Source organism: Pantoea sp. GM_Pan_3 (assembly GCF_026541045.1).
GTDB lineage: Bacteria > Pseudomonadota > Gammaproteobacteria > Enterobacterales > Enterobacteriaceae > Pantoea > Pantoea anthophila.
The window spans coordinates 257,653-284,330 of record NZ_JALNVA010000005.1; the positions used below are offsets into that span (position 1 = coordinate 257,653).

Genomic DNA, 26,678 nt, shown 5'->3' on the forward strand with positions numbered 1-26,678 from the left:
CAGCCTCTTAGACACTTTTAGATAACATTTTTCGGTGAGTGTGGATCGACATCACGATGCCAAATCCCGCCATAAGCACGATTAGCGCGGAGCCGCCATAACTGACCAGCGGCAGCGGTACGCCAACCACCGGTAAGATACCACTAACCATGCCAATGTTAACGAAAACATAAACGAATAAAATCAGCATTAAACCGCCCGCCATGACCCGGCCAAAGGTGGTCTGCGCCCGCGCGGCCACCACCAGTCCGCGCATGATCAGCAGCAGATACAGGGTCAGCAGCAGCAGCACGCCCACCAGGCCTAACTCTTCGGCCAGAACCGCAAAAATAAAGTCGGTGTGACGTTCCGGCAAAAACTCCAGCTGAGACTGGGTGCCCTGCAGCCAGCCTTTGCCGCGCAGTCCCCCCGAGCCAATGGCGATTTTCGACTGAATGATGTGATAGCCAGCACCCAGCGGATCCGTTTCCGGGTCGAGCAGCATCATGACGCGATCGCGCTGATAGTCGTGCATCAGGAAAAACCACAGGATCGGGATAAAGGCGGCCACCAGCAGCACCGCCACGCCAATCAGTTTCCAGCTCATCCCTGACAGGAACAGCACAAACAAACCCGAGGCGGCAATCAGGATGGAGGTACCGAGGTCGGGCTGCGCGGCCACCAGCAGGGTAGGCACGAAGATCAGCACCAGCGCAATACCGGTATTTTTCAGCGTCGGCGGGCAGACGTCACGGTTAATAAAGCGCGCGACCATCAGCGGCACCGCGATCTTGGCAATCTCCGAGGGCTGAAAACGGACAAAGCCGAGATCGAGCCAGCGCTGTGCGCCTTTACTGATCTGACCGAAGGCATCTACCGCCACCAGCAGGATGACGCAGACAATATAGAGGTAAGGTGCCCAGCCTTCATAGACACGTGGTGGCACCTGCGCCAGCACAATCATGATCACCAGGCCCATCGCGATCTGACCCAGTTTACGCTCCATCATGCCCGGGTCCTGACCACTGGCACTCCAGATCACCACGGCGCTGTAGGTCAGCAGGCCGAGGATGATCAGCATAAACAGCGGATCGATGTGGATGCGCATCCAGATTGATCGTTTCTGCGGACTATCTTGCATCGACATGTTTATTCACCTTCATAACCGGGCGGCACCGGGGCGGCGTCCGGCAGGACTGTATTGTTATCACCTAACATGATGTGATCCAGAATCTGGCGCATGACGGTGCCGACAGCCGGACCGGCGCCACCGTTTTCCAGAATAATGGTCACGGCAACCCGAGGTTTGTCATAGGGAGCAAACGCGGTCATTAACTTATGGTCGCGTAATCGTTCAGCAATTCTGTGGGCGTTATAGGTTTCATTTTCTTTCAGGCCAAAGACCTGTGCCGTACCGGACTTGGCGGCGATTTTGTAGGGCGCATCCGCAAAGCTCTTGTGCGCGGTGCCGTTAGGGCGGTTTGCCACGCCATACATGCCATCTTTGGCGATTTCCCAGTAGCCGGAATGGATATCGCCAATCGGCGCGGCAGGCGGCTGGCGATAGGGCACCAGCGTCCGGCCTTCACGGGTGGCGCGCAGGATATGCGGCACACGGATGATGCCATCGTTAATCAGAATCATCATCGCTTTGTTCATCTGCAGCGGCGTGGCCGTCCAGTAGCCCTGGCCGATACCCACCGGGATGGTGTCACCCTGATACCACGGCTTTTTGAAGCGTCTCATCTTCCAGTCTCGGGTCGGCATATTGCCGGCGCTCTCCTGCGGCAGGTCGATGCCGGTCCGGCTGCCGTAGCCAAACTTGTTCATCCACTCAGAGAGGCGATCGATGCCCATGTCATAGGCGACCTGATAGAAGAAGGTATCGGCAGACTCTTCCAGCGCTTTGGTGACGTTGAGACGACCATGGCCCCATTTCTTCCAGTCGCGGAAACGCTTTTCGGAACCGGGAAGCTGCCACCAGCCGGGATCGAAAACACTGGTGTTGCGGTTAATCACCCCGGCACTCATGGCGGAGACGGCGACATAGGGTTTGACCGTAGAGGCGGGAGGGTAGGCAGCCTGAATCGCGCGGTTATAGAGCGGGCGGTTTTCATCTTCCAGCAGGCCGCGGTAATCCTTACTGGAAATCCCGTCGACAAATAAGTTGGCGTCGTAGCTGGGGGTGGAAACCATGGCGAGGATTTCGCCGGTGCGCGGATCGCTGACGACCACCGCTGCACGACTGCCCGCCAGCAGGGTTTCAATATATTGCTGCAGCTTGAGATCGATCGTCAGATAGATATCGCGGCCCGCCTGAGGCGACTCCTCATGCAGCTGGCGAATGACCCGGCCACGGTTATTGACCTCAACCTCCTCAAAGCCGGTTTTGCCATGCAGGAGATCTTCATAATAGGCTTCGATGCCCAGCTTGCCGATATCGTGGGTCGCGGCGTAATTTGGCCAGATCCCCTCTTTATCGAGGCGGGCCACATCACGATCGTTGATTTTGGATACGTAGCCGACCACATGCGTCAGCGTGGAACCGTATGGGTAGTAGCGGCGCTGATAGCCTTTCACTTCCACGCCGGGGAAGCGGTACTGATTGACCGCAAAACGGGCGACCTGCACCTCATTCAGCGCTGTTTTCACCGGAATGGAGGTAAAACGACGCGAGCGTTTACGCTCTTTCTGGAAGTTTTCCAGATCTTCATCCGTCAGCTCCAGGATCGGGCGCAGATTCTCCAGCGTCTGTTGCAGGTTATCGACTTTTTCCGGCACCAGTTCAGCCTGATAGATGGTGCGGTTCAGCGCCAGCGGCGTGCCGGTACGATCGTAGATAATGCCGCGGCTGGGCGCGACAGGCACCAGTTTTATGCGGTTCTGGTTGGAGCGGGTACTGTAATCATCAAAGCGAAGGATCTGCAGATGGTAAAGGTTCACCACCAGGATTGAAGAGAGCAGCAAAATACCGACGAAGGCGAAAAACGCCCGACGGACAAAGAGTTTCTGTTCGGCGCTGTAATCGCGAAAGGCGTTGCTTTGTAATTTCATCCGCTACTTGTCATGTCTGGTGTGGGCTGATCGGTCATTCACGATGATAAGGATGATTTGCCGTAATGCTCCAGGCTCGATACAGACTTTCCGCAACCAGCACGCGCACCAGCGGATGGGGCAACGTCAATGCTGACAGGGACCAGCTCTGCTCTGCCGCCGCTTTGCAGGCGGGGGCCAGGCCTTCAGGCCCGCCAATCAGCAGGCTGACATCGCGGCCATCCAGTTTCCAGCGTTCAAGCTGCTGCGCCAGCTGCGGGGTTTCCCACGGATGACCGGGAATATCCAGCGTGACGATGCGATTTCCTTTGCCGACCGCCGCTAACATCGCTTCACCCTCTTTTTCAAGAATGCGTTTGATATCAGCATTTTTGCCGCGTTTCCCCGCGGTGACTTCGGTCAGCTCAAGTGGCATATCTTTCGGGAAGCGGCGCAGATACTCCATGAAACCGGTCTGCACCCAGTCGGGCATTTTCGTGCCGACGGCAACAAGTTGCAGTTTCACCGATTAGCCCCAGAGTTTTTCCAGCTCATACAGCTGGCGACTCTCTTCCTGCATCACGTGCACGATGACATCACCGAGATCAACCACGATCCAGTCCGCCGCGCTTTTACCTTCGATGCCCAACGGCATCAGGCCAGCTAAACGGGACTCCTGCTCAACGTGTTCTGCGATCGAGGTCACATGACGTGTAGAGGTGCCGGTGCAGATGATCATGAAATCGGTGATGCTGGATTTGCCCTGAACGTCGATGGTCACGATGTCCTGGCCTTTGAGATCATCAATCTTATCAATAACGAACTCTTGGAGTGCTTTACCTTGCAAAAGGTTCCCCTCTGAATCTGATGGTAACGGGCCGGCTGCGAGCCCGGAAAGTGCAGCCAGAAAATTAAGCGGCGCAGTATAGCATGCCCGGATCAGTCGCGATATAAGCCTTCGCGGTCGATATAGTCGATCACCGCCGGGGGCAACAGGTCGTCGCAGGGCAGGTTCTGATGGCGGCGGCGGCGGATTTCGGTTGCCGAAATGTTATACAGCGGCGTGTCTGCCAGCCAGATATGGCCCGCAGGCTGCTGATGCAGCTGCCGGATTTCGCCGGCGAGGTGTTCATTGAGCCACTGCTGCATCTCCGGCGCCTCAAAGCGCGTGGCGTAGCCCGGCCGCTGGCACACCAGCAGATGACAGAGTGACAGCAGATCCTGCCAGCGATGCCAGCTGGCTAAGCTCAGTAAGGAGTCCTGACCAATGATAAATCCCAGCGGCTGGGCGGCACCGCGTTCGGCGCGCCAGGCCTCCAGGGTTGTCACGGTCCAGGAGGGCGTATCGCGCGCCAGCTCACGGGTATCAATATCAAACAGCGGCAAACCGGCGATGGCACAGCGCAGCATGTCGACCCGCTGGGCCGCACTGGCTTCCGGCTGCGGACGATGGGGAGGGACATTATTGGGCAGCAGCGTCACGCGCTGCAGACCAGTCTGCTGCGCGAGCGCTTCGACCGGGCGCAGATGGCCGAAATGAATCGGATCGAACGTGCCGCCAAACAGCGCCTGCAACTCAGACATGCGCAAAACTCGTCGGAAAAGCCCGGCTGCTGAGCAGCAGCGTCAGGGTCTGCAACTGAGGCCACACCGGCTGTCCATAATCCTGCTTCAGCGTCACCTCAATCTGACTCAGCAGATGGATCGCGCGTTGCAGACGGGCAGCGTCGAGTCGCTGCAGCGCCTCGGTGAACAGCGCGCGGCGATTCTGCCAGATCCGCTGCTGATCCATCAGCGTGCGCAACGGCTGCTGTGCCTGATGACGTTGCAGATGCAGCAGCGTCAGCATATCGCGCTGCAGCGTACGCAGCAGAATCACCACCTCGCTCTCCTCTTTCTCCAGCTGATGGAGGATATGCAGGGCGCGGCGGCTTTTGCCTGCCAGTAACGCATCCACCCAGTGGAAAGGGGTGAAGTGCGCTGCATCGCTGACCGCCTCTTCCACCCGCGGCAGCGTCAGTTTGCCGTCAGGCCACTGCAGTGAGAGCCGCTCCAGCGCCTGAGCAAGCGCCAGCAGATTGCCTTCGTAGCAGTAACAGAGCAGCTGCACGGCGGCGTCATCCACAGACAGCTTCAGCGCTCTGGCCCGATTTACCACCCAGCGGGGCAGTTGCGCCTGCTCTGGCGTCTGGCAGGGCACCATGACCGCAGAGGCGGACAGCGCTTTAAACCAGGCGCTGTTTTCCTGCGCGCGGGTCAGTTTTGCCATCCGGCAGACCAGCAGGATATCGGCGTACAGCAGCTGTGACAGCTTAACCAGCTGCTCAGCCATTGCGGCGTTAGGGCCATTGTCGGGGAATTGCAGCGTGAGGGTCTGACGCTGGGCAAACAGACTCAGTGACTGGCAGCTGACAAACAGGCTTTCCCAGTCGGTCTGCGCATCCAGCGTAAAACTGAAATGTTCCTGGAATCCCTGCGCGGTTGCGGCGGCGCGAATGGCGTCGGCACTCTCCTGCAACAGCAGCGGTTCGTTTCCGGTTAATAAATAACAGGCGCGCAGCCCCTCACGGAGCTGCGCGCTGAGTTGCTCAGGATAAATCCTGATCATTGCAGACTGGTGGCAGAGGAAGTGGGCGCTTCCTTTGAAACCTGGCCCGGTACCGGAATCACGGACGCCGGTAAGGTCTCTTTGTTGTTGATCTGTGCGGCATGCACGGTCAGCAGCTTACGTATCAGCTGTTCGGCCGCACGCTGACGCATCTCCTGCGTAATCAGATCCTGCTCGGCATCTTTTGCCAGCGCCGCGTTCGGGTTATCGAAGAATGAACGATAGACCGTGGTGCTGATAGGATAGATGCCTTTGCCCGGCAACAGGACCTGCGCCGTTAGCGTCATGACCAGCTGATACTCCGCAGAGGTGCCGCTGATAAAGACCGAGGCGGTGTTACGTCCCGACACCTCAGGACCCAGACGCAGCGTCGGAATATCGGTGCGGTTCTGTTTAGTGTCTTCAACAATAGTGACATCGTTGATACGCAGCTGCTGACGCACAGTACGCGCAAGGGGTCCATAAGGATCGCCGGTTGAAACAATCAGGGTTTTCAGTTCGCTGGGCACCTGTGTGGTGCCACGCGGATGAAAACCACAGCCGGCGGTGATGACCACCGCCAGCATGACAAACAGCCTGATAATCGGATGTCGCACAGTTCCTCCTGAACTTAACCTACGACCAGGTTAAGCAGTTTGCCCGGTACATAAATGACTTTACGGATAGTCACACCGTCCAGGTATTTCGCCACCAGATGCTCCTGGGCAGCGCGTGCCTGAACCTGTTCCTGTGTTGCATCGGCGGCGACGGTGATTTTGCCACGCACTTTGCCGTTGACCTGCACCACAACCAGCAGTGAATCTTCAACCATAGCGGCTTCATCCGCAACCGGCCAGGTCGCTTCATCAATGGAGCCTTCGCCACCCAGCGTCTGCCACAGAACGTAGCTGGCGTGCGGGGTAAACGGATAGAGCAGACGAACGACCGCCAGCAGCGCTTCCTGCATCAGGGCGCGATCCTGCTCGCTTTCCTGCGGCGCGCGGGCCAGTTTATTCATCAGCTCCATAATCGCCGCGATAGCGGTGTTGAAGGTCTGACGACGGCCGATATCATCGGCTACTTTGGCGATGGTTTTGTGCAGGTCGCGACGCAGCGATTTCTGCTCATCGTTCAGGCTCTCCACATCCAGTGCCACGGTCGCACCCAGCTGGGTGTGCTCGTAGACCAGTTTCCAGACACGCTTCAGGAAGCGGTTTGCGCCTTCAACGCCTGACTCCTGCCACTCCAGCGTCATATCCGCCGGTGAGGCAAACATCATAAACAGACGCACGGTATCCGCGCCGTAACGCTCAACCATCAGCTGTGGGTCGATGCCGTTGTTTTTCGACTTCGACATTTTGCTCATGCCCGCGTAGATCACCTCGCGACCCTGCTTATCCACGGCCTTCACGATGCGGCCTTTCTCGTCACGCTCAACTTCAACGTCAACCGGTGAAACCCAGTTGCGTTCGCCGTTGTCGCCGAGGTAGTAGAAGGCGTCAGCCAGCACCATACCCTGGCACAGCAGGCGTTTGGCCGGCTCGCTGGAGTTCACCAGGCCCGCATCACGCAGCAGCTTGTGGAAGAAGCGGAAATACATCAGGTGCATAATAGCGTGCTCGATACCGCCGACATACTGATCGACCGGCAGCCAGTAGTTCGCTGCAGCCGGGTCCAGCATACCCTCTTTGTAGTCGGCACAGGTGTAACGTGCGTAGTACCAGGAGGACTCCATGAAGGTGTCAAAGGTATCGGTTTCGCGCAGCGCAGGCTGGCCATTTACCGTAGTTTTTGCCCACTCCGGATCCGCTTTGATCGGGCTGGTAATGCCATCCATCACCACATCTTCCGGCAGGATCACCGGCAGCTGATCTTCTGGTGCAGGCATTACGGTGCCATCTTCCAGCGTGACCATCGGGATAGGCGCACCCCAGTAGCGCTGACGGGAAACGCCCCAGTCGCGCAGACGGTAGTTCACTTTACGCACGCCCACGCCTTTGGCCGCCAGGGTATCTGCGATGGCGTTAAAACCGGCCGCATGATCCAGGCTGTTAAATTCGCCAGAGTTGAACAGGGCGCCTTTGTCGGTCATCGCCGCCGCGCTGACGTCAGGAATGCTGCCATCCAGGTTAAGGACAACCGGCTTAATGGGCAGGTCATATTTGGTGGCAAACTCCCAGTCGCGCTGGTCGTGCGCCGGAACCGCCATCACGGCACCCGTGCCATATTCCATCAGGACGAAGTTAGCGACCCAGACCGGCAGGTGTTCGCCGGTCAGCGGGTGGACAACCGAGAGGCCGGTCGCCATGCCTTTCTTCTCCATGGTCGCCATATCGGCTTCAGCCACTTTGGTGTTGCGGCATTCAGCGATAAAGTCGGCCAGCGCCGGATTGTTCACCGACGCCTGAGTCGCCAGCGGATGGCCTGCGGCCACGGCCACATAGGTGGCGCCGATAAAGGTATCCGGGCGGGTGGTGTAGACAGTGACTTTCTCTTCGCTGTCAGCCACGTCGAAGGTGATTTCAACGCCTTCTGAGCGACCAATCCAGTTACGCTGCATGGTTTTGACCTGCTCAGGCCACTCGTCCAGCGTATCCAGGTCGTTCAGCAGCTCTTCCGCATAATCGGTAATTTTAATGAACCACTGCGGGATCTCTTTGCGCTCAACTCTGGTGTCGCAGCGCCAGCAGCAACCGTCGATCACCTGCTCGTTAGCCAGTACGGTCTGATCGTTCGGGCACCAGTTCACCGCCGAGGTTTTTTTATAGACCAGGCCTTTTTCATAGAGTTTGGTGAAGAACCACTGTTCCCAGCGGTAATACTCAGGCTGGCAGGTCGCCAGTTCACGGCTCCAGTCATAGCCAAAGCCCAGCAGTTTAAGCTGGTTCTTCATGTAGGCGATGTTGTCGTAGGTCCACGGGGCCGGCGCGGTGTTATTCTTCACCGCCGCGCCTTCTGCAGGCAGGCCAAAAGCATCCCAGCCAATCGGCTGGAGTACGTTTTTGCCGAGCATACGCTGATAACGCGCGATTACGTCGCCGATGGTGTAGTTACGAACGTGGCCCATGTGCAGGCGCCCAGAAGGATAGGGCAACATTGAAAGGCAGTAATATTTCTCTTTACCTTCCTGCTCAGTCACTTTAAACGTTTCGTTTTCATCCCAGTGTTGCTGCACACGGGATTCAATCTCTTCCGGGCGGTATTGCTCTTGCATGGCTGCCTGTGGTCCTTTGTGAATAACATTTTTCTGGCTTTAAGATCCGCATAGCATACCCATAAGGCCGCATATCAACAACACTTCCCACTTTTGCTGGCGCGATTTCTGCCGAAAGCGTCAGAACCTTCACCCTTTTGTAATTCCCTGTACAGACGACACGGCAAAAGCAACATTGCGACTAAACTTAATTCAGCGAGAGTCTGCATAAAAGGAGAATAAAATGAATAAAGTGGCTCAGGAATATCGCGAGTCGTTGGCCGTCCTGACCGACCGTCTGCGTCAGGGCGATCGTAACCCGGATGCGCTGATTGACGGACGGCGAAGCCAGCTGCTGGCGCGCAACGATATGACGGAAGAGGAGATTGATCAGGTACTGCGCGCGGTCCGACGCGATCTGGAAGAGTTTGCGCGCAGCTATAGCGACGTCGAAGAACCGGTCGCAGACTCGCTCTTTATGCGCATCATCCGTGAGAGCGTCTGGAAAGAGCTGGCAGATATTACCGATAAGAGTCAGCTGGAGTGGCGCGAGGTCTTCCAGGATCTGCATCATCATGGGGTCTATCAGAGCGGGGAAGTGGTGGGGCTGGGGAATCTGGTGTGTGAAAAGTGCCAGTTTACCCGGGCAATCTACACGCCTGAAACGCTGTCACGTTGTCCGGAGTGCGGCCACGATCAGTTTCAGCGTCAGCCTTTTGAACCCTGATAGCGTCATCGCATGCGTGAGGCGGGCCACCGGTGGTGACCCGCATAATGGCCGGGATTAGTGCAGGATTTTGGCGAGGAAATCTTTGGCGCGGTCAGACTGCGGATTATTAAAGAAGTCATCTTTATTGGTGTCTTCGATAATTTTCCCTTCATCCATAAAGATGACGCGATTGGCTACCTTGCGGGCGAAGCCCATCTCATGGGTTACCACCATCATTGTCATCCCCTCCTGGGCCAGCTCGACCATGACATCCAGCACCTCATTGATCATTTCCGGGTCCAGTGCGGAGGTCGGCTCATCAAACAGCATCGCGATGGGGTCCATGCAGAGTGCCCGCGCAATCGCCACACGCTGCTGCTGGCCCCCGGAAAGCTGACCGGGAAACTTCTCAGCATGCGCGGCCAGACCCACTCGCTTCAGCAGTTTCAGCCCCTTCTCCCGCGCTGCCGCTTTGTCGCGCTTCAGCACTTTCACCTGCGCCAGCACCAGATTGTTGATAATGCTCAGGTGAGGGAAGAGTTCGAAGTGCTGAAATACCATGCCAACCTGACTGCGAAGCTGCGCCAGGTTGGTTTTTTTGTTGTTCACCTCGGTGCCATTCACCGCAATCACACCCTGCTGGATCGGCTCAAGTCCGTTAACCGTTTTGATCAGCGTCGATTTACCGGAGCCGGACGGCCCGCACACCACCACCACTTCACCGGTTTTGACCTCGGTTGAGCAGTCGGTCAGCACCTGAAAGTGACCATACCACTTAGAAACATTTTTCAGGCTAATCATTTAAACCGTCCTTTTTCTTTTCAGATAGCTGACCAACAGCGATGCACTCAGGCTGATCACGAAGTAGACCAGACCGGCAAACAGAACCATCTCCACCTGGGTCCCGTCGCGCTCACCAATGGTGGACGCGGTGCGGAAGAAGTCCGCCAGGCTTAAGACATAGACCAGTGAGGTATCCTGGAACAGCACGATACCCTGGGTCAGTAACAGCGGAACCATGGCGCGAAACGCCTGCGGCAGGATGATCAGTCTCATCGACTGCCACGGCGTCATGCCGAGCGCCAGCGCGGCGTTACCCTGGCCGCGTGAGATACTGATGATGCCGGCACGAATAATTTCAGAGTAGTAAGCCGCTTCAAACAGCGAGAAAGCGACCATGGCTGAAATCAGCCGGATATCGGTTTTAGGCGATAGCCCCAGCACCTGTTGCAGAAAACTCGGTACCACCAGATAGAACCAGAGCAGCACCATCACCAGCGGCACGGAGCGGAACAGATTGACATAAATTTTGGCGAACCAGCTGATCGGCTTAAAGCTCGACAGACGCATTACCGCCAGCAGCGTGCCCCACAGAATGCCGAAGACCACGGCGGTCAGGGTGATTTTAAACGTAATCACCAGGCCATTGAGCAGATAGGGCAGGCTGGGAGCAATGGAACTCCAGTCAAACTCGTACATTACTTGCCTCCCGCATTGCCTGGCAGCCGGACCTTGCGCTCGACCAGACTCATCAACAACATAATCACCAGGTTAATCGCGACGTAGGCGAGCGTAATGGCGGTAAAGGACTCATAGGCGTGGGCCGAATAGTCGAGCAGTTTGCCCGCCTGTGCGGCCATATCGACCAGACCAATGGTGGAGGCGATAGCTGAGTTCTTAACCAGGTTCAGCATTTCCGACGTCATCGGCGGGACAATCACGCGATACGCATTCGGCAGGAGCACATAGCGGTAGGTCTGCGGCAGGGTTAATCCCATCGCCAGACCTGCATTCTTCTGCCCGGTCGGCAGTGACTGAATGGCAGCACGGACCTGCTCGCAGACGCGGGCCGCGGTAAAGAGGCCAAGACAGATCATGGAGGAGAGGAAAAACTGAATGTTGGGATCCAACTCCGACTTAAACCACATGCCGAGCTTCTCGCCCACCAGTTCAGGCGCGACCAGATACCAGAAGAAGAACTGGACGATCAGCGGGATGTTACGAAACAGTTCGACATAGCAGGTGCCAATGGTGGCCAGCAGGCGATTAGGCACGGTGCGCAGAATGCCGAAAAATGAACCCACGAAGAAGGCAATAATCCAGGCACAGCAGGAGACGGCAATCGTCACCTGAAAACCGGACCACAGCCAGCCAAGGTAGGTCGTGTTACCGAACGGGGCCTGTTCGAGAAAGATGCCCCAGTTCCAATCGATACCCATAACGAGCTCCGGAAAAAAAGGGTAGCGAAGCTACCCTGAAGATTGATGAACGGCGTTTTATCTTCTGACGCAGGGGAACGACCCGTGTCAGTCTGTCTGTCCATGCCGCGGTTTCAGCAATCGAGAGGGCAGCCGGGCCGCCCTTGTTATACCCGCCGTCTTTCAGGCTGCAATGTTGCTGGCTATTTTGATTCACGCGAATCACTTACCTGCGTAAGCGCATCGGGATTCACTCTGGCCACCGTAATGCAACCTGAAATCCATTGGGTATTTTGTTGTTAATTCAGTGCTTTATCGTTCGGCGTCTTGAACAGAGCTTTCATGTCTTCAGACAGTTCAAAGTTCATGTTCAGGTTCTTAGGCGGAATCGGCTGTTTAAACCAGGTGTCGAACCATTTTTCAGCCTGACCGGAGGTCTGGGCTTTAGCGATGGTTTCATCCACCAGGGCTTTGAACTGTGGATCATCTTTACGCAGCATGCAGCCATAGGCCTCTTTGGACTGCGGCGTGCCTAAGATTTCCCAGTTGTCCGGTTTTTTCGCTTTTGCGCGTTCGCCAGCCAGCAGCGCGTCATCCATCATAAAGGCTACGGCACGACCGGTTTCCAGGGTGCGGAAAGAGTCGCCGTGATCTTTTGCGCTGATGATGCGCATATCCATTTTCTGCTCGTCATTGAGTTTATGCAGCAGCACTTCAGAGGTGGTGCCGGAGGTCACAACGACGGTTTTGCCTTTCAGGTCAGCGAAATCTTTGATTGGGCCACCTTTCTTCACCAGCAGACGGGTGCCGATGACAAAAATGGTGTCAGAGAAGGCTGCCTGTTTCTGGCGCTCAAGGTTATTGGTGGTCGAGCCACACTCATAATCGTAGGTGCCGTTCTGCAACAGCGGAATACGGTTCTGAGAGGTGATAGGGATCATCTTGACCTGCAGATCCGGCTTGTTCAGTTTTGCTTTGATGGCGTCCACGATGGCGTTGGAATAGGCCTGTGAATAGCCCACCACTTTTTGCTGGTTGTCATAATAAGAAAAGGGAACTGATGATTCGCGATGCCCGACCACAATAACGCCATTGTCATTGATCTTTTTCAGGGTGCCGCTGAGATCTTCCGCCTGGGCCGCTCCCGCCGCTGCGCTGATCAGCAGAAGAGATAATGCCACTTTGCGTAGTTGCATGTTCCAACTCCTTCGTATGAAAAAGGCACAGGCTATAACCTGCGCTGATTATGATGTTGTGTCTGTTTTTTGCTGCGTCCGGGCTCTTTCTGCGCTGAAAACGGGCGCAGAAGAGTCACTAACATAGCGGATTGTTAACGCAATGAAACAAAAAAGTTTCTGTTTTGCGAGGTGATACGCACCAAAAAAAGGCAAATATCCCGCGCTGCGCGGTAACGGTGCAGCGGTGCGGATGGTTTTGGTGCAACCGGCTCGCTGTCAGCGCCTGCAATCAGCCTGTTTGTGAAAAACACTGAAATATTTAGCAATCATCGTGCCAGAAAGCGGTTCAGAGCGAGAAAGGCAGCAGAGTATGCGGTCAGAAGAGTGAGTTATATCGGGGATAAAAAAATAAAAAACGAAGCCTCAGAAGGCTGACACACCCGAAGCCGGATGAATCTGGCAGTAAAGCGTCAGATGAAAGCGCAGGGAACAGGGGCAGAGGCGGAAAGCGACCCGCGCCATGGACGACGCGGGTCGGGTGTGTCAGAGAGGGCGGTTTTTGCCTGACCGTGTTTCCTGCGCTGGCTGGATCTCACAGCTGGCCTTGCGGCATCCAGGCGGTTATCGACGGCGACGCAGCAGGGCAATCACCGCAGCCAGCAGCGTCAGAGACCACACCGGCCAGACGCCTGCCTTCGCGTAGGGCGTTTCCCCTTTGGTCGGGGTGACTTTGCTGGTCAGGACATCGCGGGTGAACTGCGGCAGAATGGACGCCACGTCACCTTTCGCATCCACCACGGCCGTGACGCCATTGTTAGTGCTGCGCAACAGCGGACGACCCAGTTCCAGCGCCCGCATCCGCGCCATCTGGAAATGCTGCCACGGGCCGATCGAGTGACCAAACCAGGCATCATTAGAAACGGTCAGCAGGAAGTTCGTATCGGGATGGAAGTTGGCCCGCACCTGTTCACCCAGCACGATCTCATAACAGATCGCCGTGGTAAGGTGATATCCCGCCACGCTGAGCTGCGGCTGGAGATAGTTGCCCCGGCTGAACGCGGACATCGGTAAATCGAAGAACGGAGCCAGCGGACGCAGCAGATCGGCCAGCGGCACAAATTCACCAAACGGCACCAGATGATTTTTCTGGTAGCGGTTGCCACTGAAGTAGTTGTACGGCGCTTTGCCGCCCAGCACGATGACCGTGTTGTAGTCGTGATAGCGGTTCTGCTCCAGCCGGGAGTCAACAATGCCGGTGACCAGCGAACTGCCGCGCTGACGCAGCTCATCATCCAGCGAACGCAGGAAGGGCTGCTGGTTGCTTTCCAGATCGGTTATCGCTGACTCCGGCCAGATAATGATCGGCGCTTTGCCCATCAGCGGCTGACTGAGACCGGTGTAAATGCGCAGCGTGTTGAGCAGCTGCTGCGGGTCCCACTTCATGGATTGCGGAATGTTGCCCTGAACCAGCGCCACCTCGACGGTGCGTTCGGGCATCGGCTCAACCCACTGGAGGTAGCGCAACGGCCATGGCAGCGCCAGCAGCAGCAGCGCGGCGATCAGACTTCTGACATTGCGCTGCTGCAGGGCATAAGCCAGCAGCCCGGCGATAACCATCAGCAGGAAGGTCAGGGTTTCAACGCCCGCCAGCGGTGCCAGACCCTTCAGCGGTCCGTCGATCTGGCTGTAACCAAACTGCAGCCACGGAAAGCCGGTCAGCACCCAGCCGCGCAGGAACTCGGTGATCTGCCACAGCGCCGGGGCGGCCAGCGCCAGTCGCCACAGCGAAGTGCGAGGCCACAGGCGGTTCAGCACACCGGCAAACAGGGCCGGATAGAGCGCCAGATAGGCGGCGAGCAGCGCCACAATAAACACGTTTACCGGGCCGGGCATACCGCCAAAGGTGGCGATGCTGACGTAAACCCAGTTGACGCCGCTGCCAAACAGGCCCAGCCCCCAGACAAAGCCGATGGCGCTGGCCTGCGGAGTGGAACGATTAAGGGTCAGCAGCTGTAAACCGCACAGTGAGAGCAGTGCGGCGGGCCAGAAATCGTAGGGGGAGAAGGCGAGGGTGCCAGACGCACCCGTAATTAAAGCCAGCAGCAGGCGAACCCGCTGACGCGGGTAAAGTGAGGCGAAAGCCATAGACTTATTCGTCTTCCAGTTGAGGTTGTGGCGCGTTTTCCGGAATAGTCACATGAACCTGGATGATGCGTCGGCTGTCCGCCATCGCCACCTTGAACTGGTAACCTTCAATCTCGATGCTTTCACCGCGTGCAGGCAGATGACCGAAGCCCTGCATCACCAGGCCACCGATGGTGTCGACTTCATCATCACTGAACTGCGTGCCAAACACCTCATTGAAATCTTCAATGGCGGTCAGCGCTCGCACCGTGAAGGTGTGGCGGTTGAGCTGACGGATATCACGATCTTCTTCGTCGTCATACTCATCTTCAATCTCACCGACGATCAGTTCCAGGATATCTTCAATGGTCACCAGGCCGGAGACGCCGCCAAACTCATCAATCACGATCGCCATGTGGTAACGCTGGGAGCGAAACTCTTTCAGCATCCGATCCACACGCTTACTTTCCGGCACCACCACCGCAGGACGCAGCACTTTTTCAATGCTGAAAGGTTCAGATTCGCTGCTCATAAACGGCAGTAAATCTTTCGCCATCAGGATACCTTCCACATGATCTTTATCTTCGCTGATCACCGGGAAGCGGGAGTGCGCGGAGTCGATGATGACATCCAGACACTCTTCAAGGCTCTGATTCCGTTTCAGGGTGATCATCTGCGAGCGCGGGATCATGATGTCACGCACGCGCTGCTCCGCAATATCCAGTACCCCTTCGAGCATGTCGCGGGTGTCCTGGTCAATCAGCTCTTTGTTGTTCGAGTCGCGGATCAGCTCCAGTAGCTCATCACGGTTTTTGGGTTCGCCGTGAAAAAGCTGGTTGATCAACAGGGAGAAAAATCCCTTTTTACTACTGGGTGCATCGCTGTTTTGAGAATGGTCGTCGCTCATGGCGGTTTTTAAAGATCTCTCTGGTGAGGAATGGGGGCTGTCAGCCACATGCACTGACAGCCGGATAGCCTGAATGCGGGATTCAGGCGTCTTCTTTCTCCGAAATGTACGGATCAGGATACCCAAGAGCAAGCATTATCTCGGTCTCCAGCCCTTCCATTTCATCGGCTTCGTCGTCATCAATATGGTCATATCCCAGCAGATGCAGCGTGCCGTGCACGACCATGTGGGCCCAGTGCGCCTCCACGCTTTTACCCTGTTCAGCCGCTTCCTGCTCAACCACCTGACGGCAGATGATGAGATCGCCCAGCAGCGGCAGCTCAATACCCGGCGGGGCTTCAAACGGGAAGGAGAGCACGTTAGTCGGCTTGTCTTTACCGCGATAGGTCAGATTAAGCTCATGACTTTCTGCTTCATCAACCAGACGGACGGTGACTTCGCTGTCGGGCTGAAAAGGGGCAACCGCCGCCGAGAGCCAGCGATGAAACTGGCTTTCATCCGGCAACCCTGCGCTGTTTTCACAGGCGACCTGCAGGTCGAGAATCACTTCGCTCATTTGCTCTCCTGGGTTGCGCTCTGCGCCGCCAGCGCTTCACGTTTGCGCTCTTCAGCCTGCTGGTCACGACGGGTCTGATCGGCCGCCTCCCAGGCTTCATAGGCGGTGACAATGCGGGCCACGACAGGATGGCGAACCACATCCTCGCTATGGAAGAAGTTGAAGCTAATCTCCTCCACATCAGAGAGCACCTCAATGGCGTGACGCAGGCCGGACTTAACGTGGCGCGGTAGGTCAATCTGGGTCACGTCGCCGGTAATGACCGCTTTGGAGTTAAAGCCGATACGCGTCAGGAACATCTTCATTTGTTCGATGGTGGTGTTCTGGCTCTCATCAAGAATGATAAACGCATCGTTCAGGGTACGACCACGCATGTAGGCCAGCGGGGCCACTTCAATGACGTTACGCTCCATCAGCTTTTCAACCCGCTCGAAACCGAGCATTTCAAACAGCGCATCGTAGAGCGGACGCAGATAGGGGTCGACTTTCTGGCTCAGATCGCCGGGCAGGAAGCCCAGTTTTTCACCCGCTTCTACCGCCGGACGGGTCAGCATGATGCGACGGATCTCCTGACGCTCCAGCGCGTCCACCGCGGCGGCCACGGCCAGATAGGTTTTACCGGTACCGGCCGGGCCGATACCAAAGGTGATATCGTGGTCGAGGACATTTGCGATGTACTGCGCCTGGTTCGGCGTGCGCGGTTTGATAACGCCACGTTTGGTCTTGATGTTGACCGCTTTACCATACTCCGGCACGCTGTCGGCGGTTTGTTCCAGCACCCGGCTCTCTTTGATGGCGAGATGAATCTGGTCCGGCTCGATATCCGGAATGTCGCCGCGCACAGGCGCCGTATCCACATAGAGCGTTTTCAGGATATCGGCGGCGGCATTGACGCACAGAGGGCGTCCAACCAGCTTAAAGACATTGTCGCGACGATTGATCTCAATACCCAGTCGGCGCTCAAGCTGTTTCACATTGTCATCGAACGGCCCGCACAGGCTCATCAGACGACGGTTATCAGCCGGTTCAAGGGCGATTTCACGAGTTTCGATATTCAAACGAATCCTTTGGGTCACTCAGGGCCAGTTATGGGGTGTGTCTGACGCACCGTTGAACTTAACCGGATGCACCATAACGAAATTATTTATGCCGTAACGCCTGGGCGCAAGCTTAAGGAGAGATATTTGGGCAACAGCTTCAGAAAGCAAGTGTCGCAATGTGAAACGGGCGGCAGCGCGAAGCGCGCTGCCGCACAATAAAGCCGGTATCACGGCTGGAAGAGACCCACGCCGATGTCATTCTCTTTGCGGGTGCGGGCAATCACAGACGCCGGGCTCTGGGCCATGCGCAGGCCCATCTCATCTTCGGTGCGCACCAGCCTGCCGCGCAGGGAGTTGGTGTAGACATCGACAATTTCAACATCCACAAACCGGCCGATCATCTCAGGTGAGCCTTCAAAGTTGACCACGCGGTTATTTTCGGTGCGGCCAGAGACTTCCATGACGTTCTTGCGGGAGATGCCTTCAACCAGAATACGCTGCACGGTGCCCAGCATGCGGCGACTGATCGCCTGCGCCTGCTGGTTGATGCGGTCCTGCAGGATCCACAGGCGCTGCTTCTTCTCCTCCTCGCTGACATCATCCGGCAGGTCAGCGGCGGGCGTGCCGGGACGGGCTGAGTAGACAAAGCTGAAGCTGACATCGAAATTCACGTCGGCGATGAGCTTCATGGTCTGCTCGAAATCCTGCTGGGTTTCACCCGGGAAACCGATGATGAAGTCAGAGCTGATCTCAATATCGGGACGCGCCGCGCGCAGCTTGCGGATAATCGCTTTATATTCCAGTGCCGTGTGAGCACGTTTCATCAGCGTGAGAATGCGGTCTGCGCCGCTCTGCACCGGCAGATGGAGGAAGCTCACCAGCTCCGGCGTATCACGGTAGACATCAATGATGTCATCCGTGAACTCAATCGGGTGGCTGGTGGTGAAGCGGATGCGGTCAATACCGTCGATGGCGGCGACCAGGCGCAGCAGCTCAGCGAAGGTACAGGTATCGCCATCAAAGGAAGCACCGCGCCAGGCGTTGACGTTCTGACCCAGCAGGTTCACTTCGCGCACGCCCTGCGCCGCCAGCTGAGCAATCTCCAGCAGAATGTCGTCACACGGACGGCTCACTTCCTCACCACGGGTGTAAGGCACCACGCAGAACGTACAATATTTGTTGCAGCCTTCCATGATGGAGACAAAGGCTGTCGGACCTTCTGCGCGGGGTTCCGGCAGGCGGTCAAACTTTTCGATTTCCGGGAAGCTGATGTCTACCACCGGGCTTTTACTGCCGCGCACGGTGTTGATCATCTCCGGCAGGCGGTGCAGGGTCTGCGGGCCAAATACGATGTCCACGCAGGGCGCTCGCTGACGAATATGATCTCCTTCCTGTGACGCCACACAGCCGCCCACGCCAATGATCACATCCGGGTTACGCTCTTTCAGCTTTCTCCAGCGCCCCAGCTGGTGGAAAACCTTCTCCTGCGCTTTTTCGCGGATAGAGCAGGTGTTAAGCAGCAGAACATCCGCTTCTTCAGCGACCTCGGTCAGCGTATAGCCGTGCGTACTGTTCAGCAGATCAGACATCTTAGATGAATCATACTCATTCATCTGACATCCCCAGGTTTTGATATGCAGTTTTTTTGTCATCGCGCTAGCCATTGATTCAGTGCAGTGAAGTGCGGGGCGCGTATTGTAATGCTTTGATGCGGTTGTGACCAGCCTGCGGGCTTTTCTGTCAGCTATCCGGTTTTCCGGTACACTTTGCTGTATTCAGACCCGTGTTGCGCAGGCGGACGGCAATAAGAGAAGGATAGAAGCAATGCAGGATAATCAGTTTGATGTGGTGATTGTCGGGGGAGGCATGGTGGGTGCTGCGCTGGCCTGCGGACTGACGCAGCAGCGTTTCCGCGTGGCGGTCATTGAACGCGCCGAACCCGCCCCCTTTGATGTCGACAGCGATCCCGATCTGCGCATTTCAGCGATCGGTTCCTCCTCGGTGGCGTTACTGAAGCAGCTCAGCGTCTGGCCGCGGGTGGAAGCGATGCGAAGCGCCCCTTATCGCAGGCTGGAAACCTGGGAGTGGCAGACGGCGCAGGTGAGTTTCGATGCCGCCTCGCTGGGATTGCCGGAGCTGGGCTTCATGGTCGAGAACAGCGTTCTTCAGCGCGCGTTGTGGGAAGAGATGCAGTCGCGGGATGTGACCTGCTACTGCCCGGCCACGCTGGAAAATCTGCAGCCGGAAAACGGCGGCTGGCGCGTCGACCTGAGCGATGGCGTGACCCTGCATACCCGGCTGGTGATCGGCGCCGATGGGGCCAATTCGCAGGTGCGGCAGATGGCCGGCATCGGGATTCATGGCTGGAGCTATGCGCAGTCCTGTTTACTGATCAGCGTGACCTGTGAACATCCGGCAGGCGATGCCACCTGGCAGCACTTCACTCCGCAGGGGCCACGCGCCTTTTTGCCGCTGTATGACAACCGGGCCTCGCTGGTCTGGTATGACGCACCGGCAAGAGTCCGTCAGCTTCAGGCGATGCCGATGGCCCAGCTGGAAAAAGAGATTGCCAGTCACTTCCCGGCGCGGCTGGGACGTTTTAAAGCCCACGCGGCGGGCAGTTTCCCGCTGGTGCGCCGTCACGCTTCGCAGTATGTGCTGCCGGGGCTGGCGCTGGTTGGCGATGCGGCGCACACCATCAATCCGCTGGCCGGGCAGGGCGTCAATCTGGGCTATCGCGATATTGATGCGTTGATTGATGTGCTGGTCAGCGCGCGCGATGCGGCGGAAGAGTGGGCCTCTGAGCGGGTGCTGCAGCGTTATCACCGCAAGCGCCGCCGCGACAACATGCTGATGCAGGGGGGGATGGATCTCTTTTACTTCGCCTTCAGCAATCAGCTGGCTCCGCTGCGGTTTGCACGAAATCTTGGCCTGATCGCCGCCGAACATTCCGGGGTACTGAAGCGGCAGGTGCTGCGCTACGCGCTGGGATTGTAACAGAGAGGCGGTCTGGCTCACCGCAGGGTGGGTCAGCCGTCAGAAAGGCAGAGGACAAAAACAACAAAGCCCGCAAAAGCGGGCCTGTTGTGCAATTTGGCTGGGGTGCAGGGATTCGAACCCCGGAATGCTGGTATCAGAAACCAGTGCCTTACCGCTTGGCGACACCCCAATAATGGTGTTTTTCAAATTGTCTTTGTATGGCTGGGGTGCAGGGATTCGAACCCCGGAATGCTGGTATCAGAAACCAGTGCCTTACCGCTTGGCGACACCCCAATTATATGGTGGCTACGACGGGAATCGAACCTGTGACCCCAGCATTATGAGTGCTGTGCTCTAACCAGCTGAGCTACGTAGCCAAATTGTACTGCATTTTAATGATGGCTGGGATACCTGGATTCGAACCAGGGAATGCCGGTATCAAAAACCGGTGCCTTACCGCTTGGCGATATCCCATTCGTCCGTTCTCAGCATCGAGAATCATCAAAATTGGCTGGGATACCTGGATTCGAACCAGGGAATGCCGGTATCAAAAACCGGTGCCTTACCGCTTGGCGATATCCCATCCACGCTGCCGAATAATGAAATGGTGCGGGAGGCGAGACTTGAACTCGCACACCTTGCGGCGCCAGAACCTAAATCTGGTGCGTCTACCAATTTCGCCACTCCCGCAAAAAAAGATGGTGGCTACGACGGGAATCGAACCTGTGACCCCAGCATTATGAGTGCTGTGCTCTAACCAGCTGAGCTACGTAGCCATCTTTTTTTCGCGTTACCTTCATCGGCGTTGCGGGGCGCATTATGCGGAGTTGACCTGACAGCGTCAACAATTTTTTTACCGATTTTTGCCTGGTTATGGCTGTTTGCGTGGCTTATAACCAGCATGGCGGTTTATTCGGCAATTTTTCAGTGAATACAACGCTAATCGTCAAAAAAATGGGCCGCAGCGGGCCCATTCTGACCGTGCTCAGTCGGCTTATTGATAGGCTGACTGATGCACACCAACGGCACGACCTGATGGATCATTCATGTTTTTAAACGCCTCGTCCCACTCGATCGCTTTGGCTGACGAACAGGCTACTGATGGACCACCTGGCACACACTCCGCGGCGCTGGCCAGCGGGAACAGCTCTTCAAAGATCTCACGGTAGAGATAGGCTTCCTTCGACCCCGGCGTGTTGTGCGGGAAGCGGAAGTGAGCGGTTGCCAGCTGCTGGTCGCTGATTTGCTTCGCAGCCACCTCTTTCAGCGAGTCAATCCAGCTGTAACCGACGCCATCTGAGAACTGCTCTTTCTGACGCCACGCCACGCTTTCCGGCAGGTAGGAGGAGAAACATTCACGCAGAATGTGCTTCTCCATTTTGCCGTTGCTGCCACACATTTTATCTTCCGGGTTGATACGCATCGCCACATCCAGGAATTTTTTATCCAGGAACGGCACGCGGGCCTCAACGCCCCAGGCGGACATCGCTTTGTTGGCGCGGGCACAGTCGAACATATGCAGGGCCTGCAGTTTACGCACGTTTTCTTCGTGGAACTCTTTAGCGTTGGGGGCTTTATGGAAGTAAAGGTAGCCGCCGAACACTTCATCTGCGCCTTCGCCTGACAGCACCATCTTGATGCCCATTGCCTTGATTTTACGCGACATTAAGTACATCGGCGTGGAGGCACGGATGGTGGTGACGTCATAGGTTTCAATGTGATAAATCACATCGCGAATTGCATCCAGACCTTCCTGCACGGTGAAATGAATCTCATGGTGCACGGTGCCCAGATGTTCCGCCACGGCTTTCGCCGCTTTCAGATCGGGTGAGCCTTCCAGCCCGACAGCAAAGGAGTGAAGCTGTGGCCACCACGCATCACTTTTATCCTGGTCTTCAACACGCTTTGCCGCAAAACGTTTGGTCACGGCGGAAATGATGGAGGAGTCCAGGCCGCCCGACAGCAGCACACCATAAGGCACATCTGACATCAGGTGACTTTTCACAGACTCTTCCAGCGCATGCTTCAGGCCGGCCGCATCGGTGGTGTTGTGCTCAACGTTTTTGTACTCCATCCAGTCACGCTGCCAGTAACGACGGATTTCGCCATCGGTGCTGGAGAGGTAGCTTCCCGGCGGAAACTCTTTAATCGAACGGCAGACCGGTACCAGCGCTTTCATTTCTGACGCGACATAGAGGTTGCCATGCTCATCGTTACCCATATAGAGCGGGATAATCCCGATATGGTCACGGCCAATCAGCCAGGTGTTTTTTACGCTGTCATAGAGGATAAAGGCGAACATGCCTTCCAGGTCATCAAGGAAGTCGACCCCTTTCTCCTGATAGAGCGCCAGAATCACTTCACAGTCAGAACCGGTCTGAAACGCATAGCGATCGCTGAGTTCCGCGCGCAGCGCCTGATGGTTATAAATTTCGCCGTTGACTGCCAGGACATGGGTGTGGTCGGCGTTGTACAGCGGCTGTGCGCCGTTGTTAACGTCAACAATTGAGAGACGTTCATGCGCCAGGATGGCATGGTCATCAGCGTAGACGCCTGACCAGTCCGGGCCGCGATGACGCATTAAGCGTGAACATTCCAGCGCCTTTTTGCGCAGCTCAACAGGATCGCTTTTCAGATCCAGCACACCAAAAATTGAACACATAACTGACTCCTGAGCTCACCTTACGGCGATGTTATCTTTTAGGTTTGTCCGGCAGCCTGACGCTGCGTGATAGATAAGAAAATGCGCTATTTGGTGCCGTCAATGCAAGAGGAATCGTGATTTACTGATAAAAATATTGATCACATGACGATAAAATTGAATAAACGATAATTTAAGAGCTTATTTGTTGTTGGATATGCAATGAAATGCATTTTTTGAGCAAAAATCAGGCGGCAAACAGGGGGTAAAAGCGGAGAAAAAGGGGAGACGCATCACAATTCAGCCCGATGCGTCATAAGCAAACTGAATCAGAACAGGTCAATATCGGCAACAGAGGGGTAGATCCAGTCCGGGCGGAACGGCATCGCGTCGATATCGCTCAGGGTGGAAACGCCAGAGAGCACCAGCACCGTCTCCAGACCCGCCTGGAAACCGGCCAGAATATCGGTGCGCAGGTTATCGCCGACGATGACCGTCTCTTCGGAGTGAGCCTGCATTTTGTTCAGCGCGGCACGCATGATGTAAGGGCTTGGTTTGCCCACAACAAAGGGGCTGCGGCCGGATATCTTCTCAATCCCCGCACAGAGTGCGCCACAGGCGGGAATAAACCCACGTGCATGGGTATCGGGATTGGTGGCAATAAAGCGAGCGCCGTTGGCAACAAAGAAGGCCGCTTTATGCATCATGTCCCAGTTAAAGGAGCGGGTCTCTCCGACAATCACAAAGTCGGGATTCACATCGGTAATGGTAAAGCCCGCTTTGTAGAGTTCATGAATCAGCGCGCCCTCACCAATCACATACGCCTTTTTGCCCTCCTGACGGCGCAGGAAGTCCGCGGTGGCCATTGCCGAGGTGTAGAAGACGGAATCGGGCACCTCAACGCCTGCTGAGGCAAAACGGTTAGCCAGATCCTGCTCAGTCTGCGAAGGGTAGTTGGTCAGCACCACCAGCGGCATCTCTTTGGCCAGAATGCGCTGCAGAAATTCCTGTGCGCCGGGAACGGCCGTGTTGTCGTGCATCAGCACGCCATCGATATCACAAATTACGCTTTTTATGGTCATAGTCAGATCCGGTGTGGCCCGCCACAGCAGCGGGTGAGCTTAATCTTCCAGAAGGTGTTGCAGCAGAATGCCGTTAAGCATGGCACGTTTAGCCAGCGCAAAGGCACCAATCGCAGAACGATGATCCAGTGTCGAACGAACAACCGGCAGATGCTTACGGAAGGCCTCTAATGCCTGGGTATTGATGCAGCCCTCAATCGCGGGCAGCAGCACTTTTTCTGCTTCGGTAATCTCTCCTGCCAGCACCACTTTTTGTGGATTAAACAGGTTGATGGCGATGGCAATCGCTTTGCCGAGATAGCGCCCCACATGCTCGATCACTTCACAGGCCAGGGCATCACCCTGATTCGCCGCTTTGCAGATGTGGGGCATCAGGCATGCCTCCAGCTTCAGCACACTGGGGTAGCCCTGATTCAGCAGGTGACGCACACGGTTTTCAATGGCGCCATTGGCAGCAATGGTTTCCAGGCAGCCAAAGTTACCGCAGTGGCAGCGTTCGCCTAACGGATCGACCTGAATGTGGCCGATCTCGCCGACGTTACCGTTACTGCCGAGAAAAATATGGCCGTTGGCGATAATGCCTGCACCGGTCCCCCGGTGTAACCGCACCAGAATTGAGTCAGCACAGTCGCGGCTTGCACCGAAGTAGTGCTCGGCCAGCGCCAGACTGCGGATATCGTGACCCACAAAACTGGTGACGTTAAAGCGTTTCTTCAGGCTGGCGACCAGCGGCCAGTGGCTGACAGCGATGTGCGGCATATAGCGAATCACGCCGTTAATCGGGTCGACCAGGCCGGGCAGAATCACGGAAATGGCGATCAGCTCGCGAATTTTACGCTGGTGCTGCTCGATGAAGCCGCTGATGGCATTAAACAGCGCATGCTCCAGCGTCTCCTGGGTGCGTTCCGGCAGCGCATAATCCTCCTGCGCCAGCGATTTGCCGCTGAGGTCAAACAGCGTAAGGGTGGCATCGTGACGGCCGAGCCGGACGCCGATGGTCTGGAAGTGGCGGGTTTCAGTGATAATCGAGATAGCGCGGCGACCACCGGTAGACGCCTGCTGGTCTACCTCTTTGATCAGGCCGCGCTCAATCAACTGGCGGGTAATTTTCGTGACGCTGGCGGGGGCGAGCTGGCTGAGTTCGGCAATCTGAATGCGCGATATCGGCCCCTGTTGATCAATCAGCCGGTAAACCGCTGCGCTATTAAGTTGCTTAACAAGATCGACATTTCCTATTTGTGACTGGCCGCCAGTGGTCATTCAGTGCTTACTCGCTCAGGACGTCGTCTCCGTTGACAAACGTCTTAATGATTTTAAAGTCGCGCGTAAACACAGTCAGGTTCGCGATTTTTCCTGCTTCGATCGAGCCTAACTGTTTTTCCACGCCCATCGCCCGTGCCGGGTAGAGTGATGCCATGCGCAATGCTTCGTCCAGTGCGATACCCACATGCTCGACGCTGTTCCGTACCGCTTCAATCATCGTCAGGGCTGAACCACTGAGTGTGCCGTTTTCGTCAACACAGAGCCCGTCACGATAATAGATTGTTTTGCCAGCAAAAATAAACTCACTGATTGCCGCGCCCGCTGGTGCGGTGGCATCCGTTACCAGCACCAGCTTGTCGCCTTTTATGCGTTTAGCATTGCGCACGTTAGCGTAATGTACATGTAAACCATCCGCAATAATGCCGCAGTATACATCAGGCGAATCAAACAGCGCACCGATAAGCCCCGGTTCACGACCGGCAAAGGCGGGCATCGCGTTGTAGAGGTGTGTCGCAAAACTCACGCCAGCCGAGAAGCCCGCTTTCGCCTCTTCATACGTTGCACTGGAGTGACCGGCAGACACAATGATCCCGGCGTCAGTCAGCTGTCGAATCACCTCGCGACCGGCATTTTCCGGCGCCAGCGTCACTTTGGTGATGACATCGGCGTTGTCACACAGATATCGCACCATCGCCGCATCCGGCAGGCGAATCAGCGCCGGATCGTGGGTGCCTTTCTTCGCCTTGCTGAGCCACGGGCCTTCCAGATGCAGACCCAGCGCCTGATGCTGATGTTTCTGCAGATAGGCGCGCATGGTTTCGATGGCCCGCTTCATCAGGGCATCGCTGCTGGTGATCAGCGTCGGTAAAAAGCTGGTGCAGCCCGATTTCTCATTGGCGCGCTGCATGATCTCCAGCGTTTCAACGCTGAGCGCATCAATGTCGTCATTAAACTGCACGCCACCACAGCCGTTAAGCTGGAGATCGATAAAGCCTGGCGCAATGATGGCACCCGCCACATCCCGCAATTCAACATCCGCCGCAACCGCTTCACGCGGGCAGACGTGCGCAATCTGCGTCCCGTCAACCACGACCGCGTAGTTATCCAGAATCTCATGACCGCTGTAGATGCGACCGTTGACTAATGCGTACATCTCTCTTCTCCCGTCCTGGCCTGCTGTCACGCAGCGTAACAGCAGGGCATGACAAT

23 protein-coding genes and 7 tRNA genes are annotated in these 26,678 nt (G+C 56.4%); 2 read left to right on the forward strand and 28 right to left on the reverse strand.

Going from position 1 to position 26,678, the window contains the following annotated elements:
* Window positions 1-7 precede the first annotated feature (7 nt).
* From mrdB to leuS, 8 genes are all read right to left on the reverse strand, one after another.
* Window positions 8-1,120: a peptidoglycan glycosyltransferase MrdB gene (gene mrdB / locus OXR04_RS16080; RefSeq protein WP_033736585.1), complete on the reverse strand. Its 1,113-nt coding sequence runs from the start codon at window positions 1,118-1,120 to the stop codon at window positions 8-10.
* Between the two features lie 8 nt (window positions 1,121-1,128).
* On the reverse strand, window positions 1,129-3,033 hold the full coding sequence (gene mrdA / locus OXR04_RS16085) for a peptidoglycan DD-transpeptidase MrdA (protein WP_009091503.1): 1,905 nt from the start codon (window positions 3,031-3,033) through the stop codon (window positions 1,129-1,131).
* 34 nt (window positions 3,034-3,067) lie between these two features.
* Entirely contained in the window at window positions 3,068-3,538 is a 471-nt protein-coding gene (gene rlmH / locus OXR04_RS16090) for a 23S rRNA (pseudouridine(1915)-N(3))-methyltransferase RlmH (RefSeq protein ID WP_009091501.1), read from the reverse strand.
* A 3-nt stretch (window positions 3,539-3,541) separates the two neighbouring features.
* Window positions 3,542-3,859 (reverse strand): ribosome silencing factor, encoded by a 318-nt coding sequence (rsfS, locus tag OXR04_RS16095; RefSeq protein WP_009091499.1) that lies wholly within the window; start codon window positions 3,857-3,859, stop codon window positions 3,542-3,544.
* A gap of 92 nt (window positions 3,860-3,951) precedes the next feature.
* Window positions 3,952-4,596 (reverse strand): nicotinate-nucleotide adenylyltransferase, encoded by a 645-nt coding sequence (gene nadD, locus OXR04_RS16100; RefSeq protein WP_267371974.1) that lies wholly within the window; start codon window positions 4,594-4,596, stop codon window positions 3,952-3,954.
* Entirely contained in the window at window positions 4,589-5,620 is a 1,032-nt protein-coding gene (holA, locus tag OXR04_RS16105) for a DNA polymerase III subunit delta (RefSeq protein WP_267371973.1), read from the reverse strand. Before holA ends, nadD begins: the two co-directional genes overlap by 8 nt.
* Window positions 5,617-6,216 (reverse strand): LPS assembly lipoprotein LptE, encoded by a 600-nt coding sequence (gene lptE / locus OXR04_RS16110; protein ID WP_009091493.1) that lies wholly within the window; start codon window positions 6,214-6,216, stop codon window positions 5,617-5,619. Before lptE ends, holA begins: the two co-directional genes overlap by 4 nt.
* A 14-nt stretch (window positions 6,217-6,230) precedes the next feature.
* Entirely contained in the window at window positions 6,231-8,813 is a 2,583-nt protein-coding gene (gene leuS, locus OXR04_RS16115) for a leucine--tRNA ligase (protein ID WP_150029405.1), read from the reverse strand.
* A gap of 223 nt (window positions 8,814-9,036) precedes the next feature.
* Between leuS and OXR04_RS16120 the strand changes: the two genes are divergently transcribed.
* Window positions 9,037-9,519, forward strand: coding sequence for a zinc ribbon-containing protein (locus tag OXR04_RS16120; protein WP_046101412.1), 483 nt, complete (start codon window positions 9,037-9,039; stop codon window positions 9,517-9,519).
* A 57-nt stretch (window positions 9,520-9,576) separates the two neighbouring features.
* Here OXR04_RS16120 and OXR04_RS16125 read toward each other — a convergent pair whose 3' ends face one another.
* The 9 genes from OXR04_RS16125 to miaB form a co-directional block, all read right to left on the reverse strand.
* Complete coding sequence (locus OXR04_RS16125; protein ID WP_009091487.1) at window positions 9,577-10,302, reverse strand: amino acid ABC transporter ATP-binding protein; 726 nt, start codon at window positions 10,300-10,302, stop codon at window positions 9,577-9,579.
* Complete coding sequence (gltK, locus tag OXR04_RS16130) at window positions 10,303-10,980, reverse strand: glutamate/aspartate ABC transporter permease GltK (protein ID WP_009091486.1); 678 nt, start codon at window positions 10,978-10,980, stop codon at window positions 10,303-10,305. It lies immediately after the preceding gene.
* The gene (locus tag OXR04_RS16135) at window positions 10,980-11,720 is read right to left on the reverse strand and encodes an amino acid ABC transporter permease (RefSeq protein ID WP_009091484.1); all 741 of its coding nucleotides are present in this window, start codon (window positions 11,718-11,720) and stop codon (window positions 10,980-10,982) included. Before OXR04_RS16135 ends, gltK begins: the two co-directional genes overlap by 1 nt.
* A gap of 278 nt (window positions 11,721-11,998) precedes the next feature.
* Window positions 11,999-12,895, reverse strand: a complete 897-nt coding sequence (locus OXR04_RS16140; RefSeq protein ID WP_009091482.1) for an amino acid ABC transporter substrate-binding protein — start codon at window positions 12,893-12,895, stop codon at window positions 11,999-12,001.
* 603 nt (window positions 12,896-13,498) lie between these two features.
* Window positions 13,499-15,022 carry an apolipoprotein N-acyltransferase gene (gene lnt / locus OXR04_RS16145; RefSeq protein WP_267371971.1) on the reverse strand — a complete coding sequence of 508 codons (1,524 nt, stop codon included), beginning with the start codon at window positions 15,020-15,022 and terminating at the stop codon, window positions 13,499-13,501.
* A 4-nt stretch (window positions 15,023-15,026) separates the two neighbouring features.
* Window positions 15,027-15,908 (reverse strand): CNNM family magnesium/cobalt transport protein CorC, encoded by an 882-nt coding sequence (gene corC / locus OXR04_RS16150; RefSeq protein WP_009091478.1) that lies wholly within the window; start codon window positions 15,906-15,908, stop codon window positions 15,027-15,029.
* 82 nt (window positions 15,909-15,990) lie between these two features.
* Window positions 15,991-16,464, reverse strand: coding sequence for an rRNA maturation RNase YbeY (gene ybeY, locus OXR04_RS16155; protein ID WP_058956316.1), 474 nt, complete (start codon window positions 16,462-16,464; stop codon window positions 15,991-15,993).
* Window positions 16,461-17,522, reverse strand: coding sequence for a PhoH family protein (locus OXR04_RS16160; protein WP_009091474.1), 1,062 nt, complete (start codon window positions 17,520-17,522; stop codon window positions 16,461-16,463). The genes ybeY and OXR04_RS16160 overlap by 4 nt, the downstream gene beginning before the upstream one ends.
* Before the next feature lie 209 nt (window positions 17,523-17,731).
* A complete protein-coding gene (miaB, locus tag OXR04_RS16165) occupies window positions 17,732-19,156 on the reverse strand; it encodes a tRNA (N6-isopentenyl adenosine(37)-C2)-methylthiotransferase MiaB (RefSeq protein ID WP_009091472.1) in 1,425 nt (474 codons plus the stop codon).
* Window positions 19,157-19,328: 172 nt separating this feature from the next.
* On the opposite strand from miaB, the gene ubiF reads away from it, so the two are divergent.
* Window positions 19,329-20,501 carry a 3-demethoxyubiquinol 3-hydroxylase gene (gene ubiF, locus OXR04_RS16170; RefSeq protein ID WP_267371969.1) on the forward strand — a complete coding sequence of 391 codons (1,173 nt, stop codon included), beginning with the start codon at window positions 19,329-19,331 and terminating at the stop codon, window positions 20,499-20,501.
* Window positions 20,502-20,598: 97 nt separating this feature from the next.
* Here the strand turns inward: ubiF and OXR04_RS16175 are convergent.
* From OXR04_RS16175 to nagA, 11 genes are all read right to left on the reverse strand, one after another.
* Window positions 20,599-20,673: transfer RNA gene (locus OXR04_RS16175), tRNA-Gln, on the reverse strand.
* A 29-nt stretch (window positions 20,674-20,702) separates the two neighbouring features.
* A tRNA-Gln gene (locus OXR04_RS16180) sits at window positions 20,703-20,777 on the reverse strand.
* A 6-nt stretch (window positions 20,778-20,783) separates the two neighbouring features.
* Window positions 20,784-20,860, reverse strand: a tRNA-Met gene (locus OXR04_RS16185).
* A gap of 22 nt (window positions 20,861-20,882) precedes the next feature.
* Window positions 20,883-20,957: transfer RNA gene (locus tag OXR04_RS16190), tRNA-Gln, on the reverse strand.
* A gap of 34 nt (window positions 20,958-20,991) precedes the next feature.
* Window positions 20,992-21,066, reverse strand: a tRNA-Gln gene (locus tag OXR04_RS16195).
* 22 nt (window positions 21,067-21,088) lie between these two features.
* Window positions 21,089-21,173, reverse strand: a tRNA-Leu gene (locus tag OXR04_RS16200).
* Window positions 21,174-21,182: 9 nt separating this feature from the next.
* Window positions 21,183-21,259 (reverse strand) — tRNA-Met (locus OXR04_RS16205).
* Window positions 21,260-21,477: 218 nt separating this feature from the next.
* A complete protein-coding gene (asnB, locus tag OXR04_RS16210) occupies window positions 21,478-23,145 on the reverse strand; it encodes an asparagine synthase B (RefSeq protein WP_046101416.1) in 1,668 nt (555 codons plus the stop codon).
* 308 nt (window positions 23,146-23,453) lie between these two features.
* Window positions 23,454-24,206: an HAD-IIA family hydrolase gene (locus OXR04_RS16215; RefSeq protein WP_009091467.1), complete on the reverse strand. Its 753-nt coding sequence runs from the start codon at window positions 24,204-24,206 to the stop codon at window positions 23,454-23,456.
* A gap of 39 nt (window positions 24,207-24,245) precedes the next feature.
* Window positions 24,246-25,466, reverse strand: a complete 1,221-nt coding sequence (locus OXR04_RS16220; protein WP_267371965.1) for an N-acetylglucosamine repressor — start codon at window positions 25,464-25,466, stop codon at window positions 24,246-24,248.
* 7 nt (window positions 25,467-25,473) lie between these two features.
* Window positions 25,474-26,622, reverse strand: coding sequence for an N-acetylglucosamine-6-phosphate deacetylase (nagA, locus tag OXR04_RS16225; RefSeq protein ID WP_267371963.1), 1,149 nt, complete (start codon window positions 26,620-26,622; stop codon window positions 25,474-25,476).
* Window positions 26,623-26,678 lie beyond the last annotated feature (56 nt).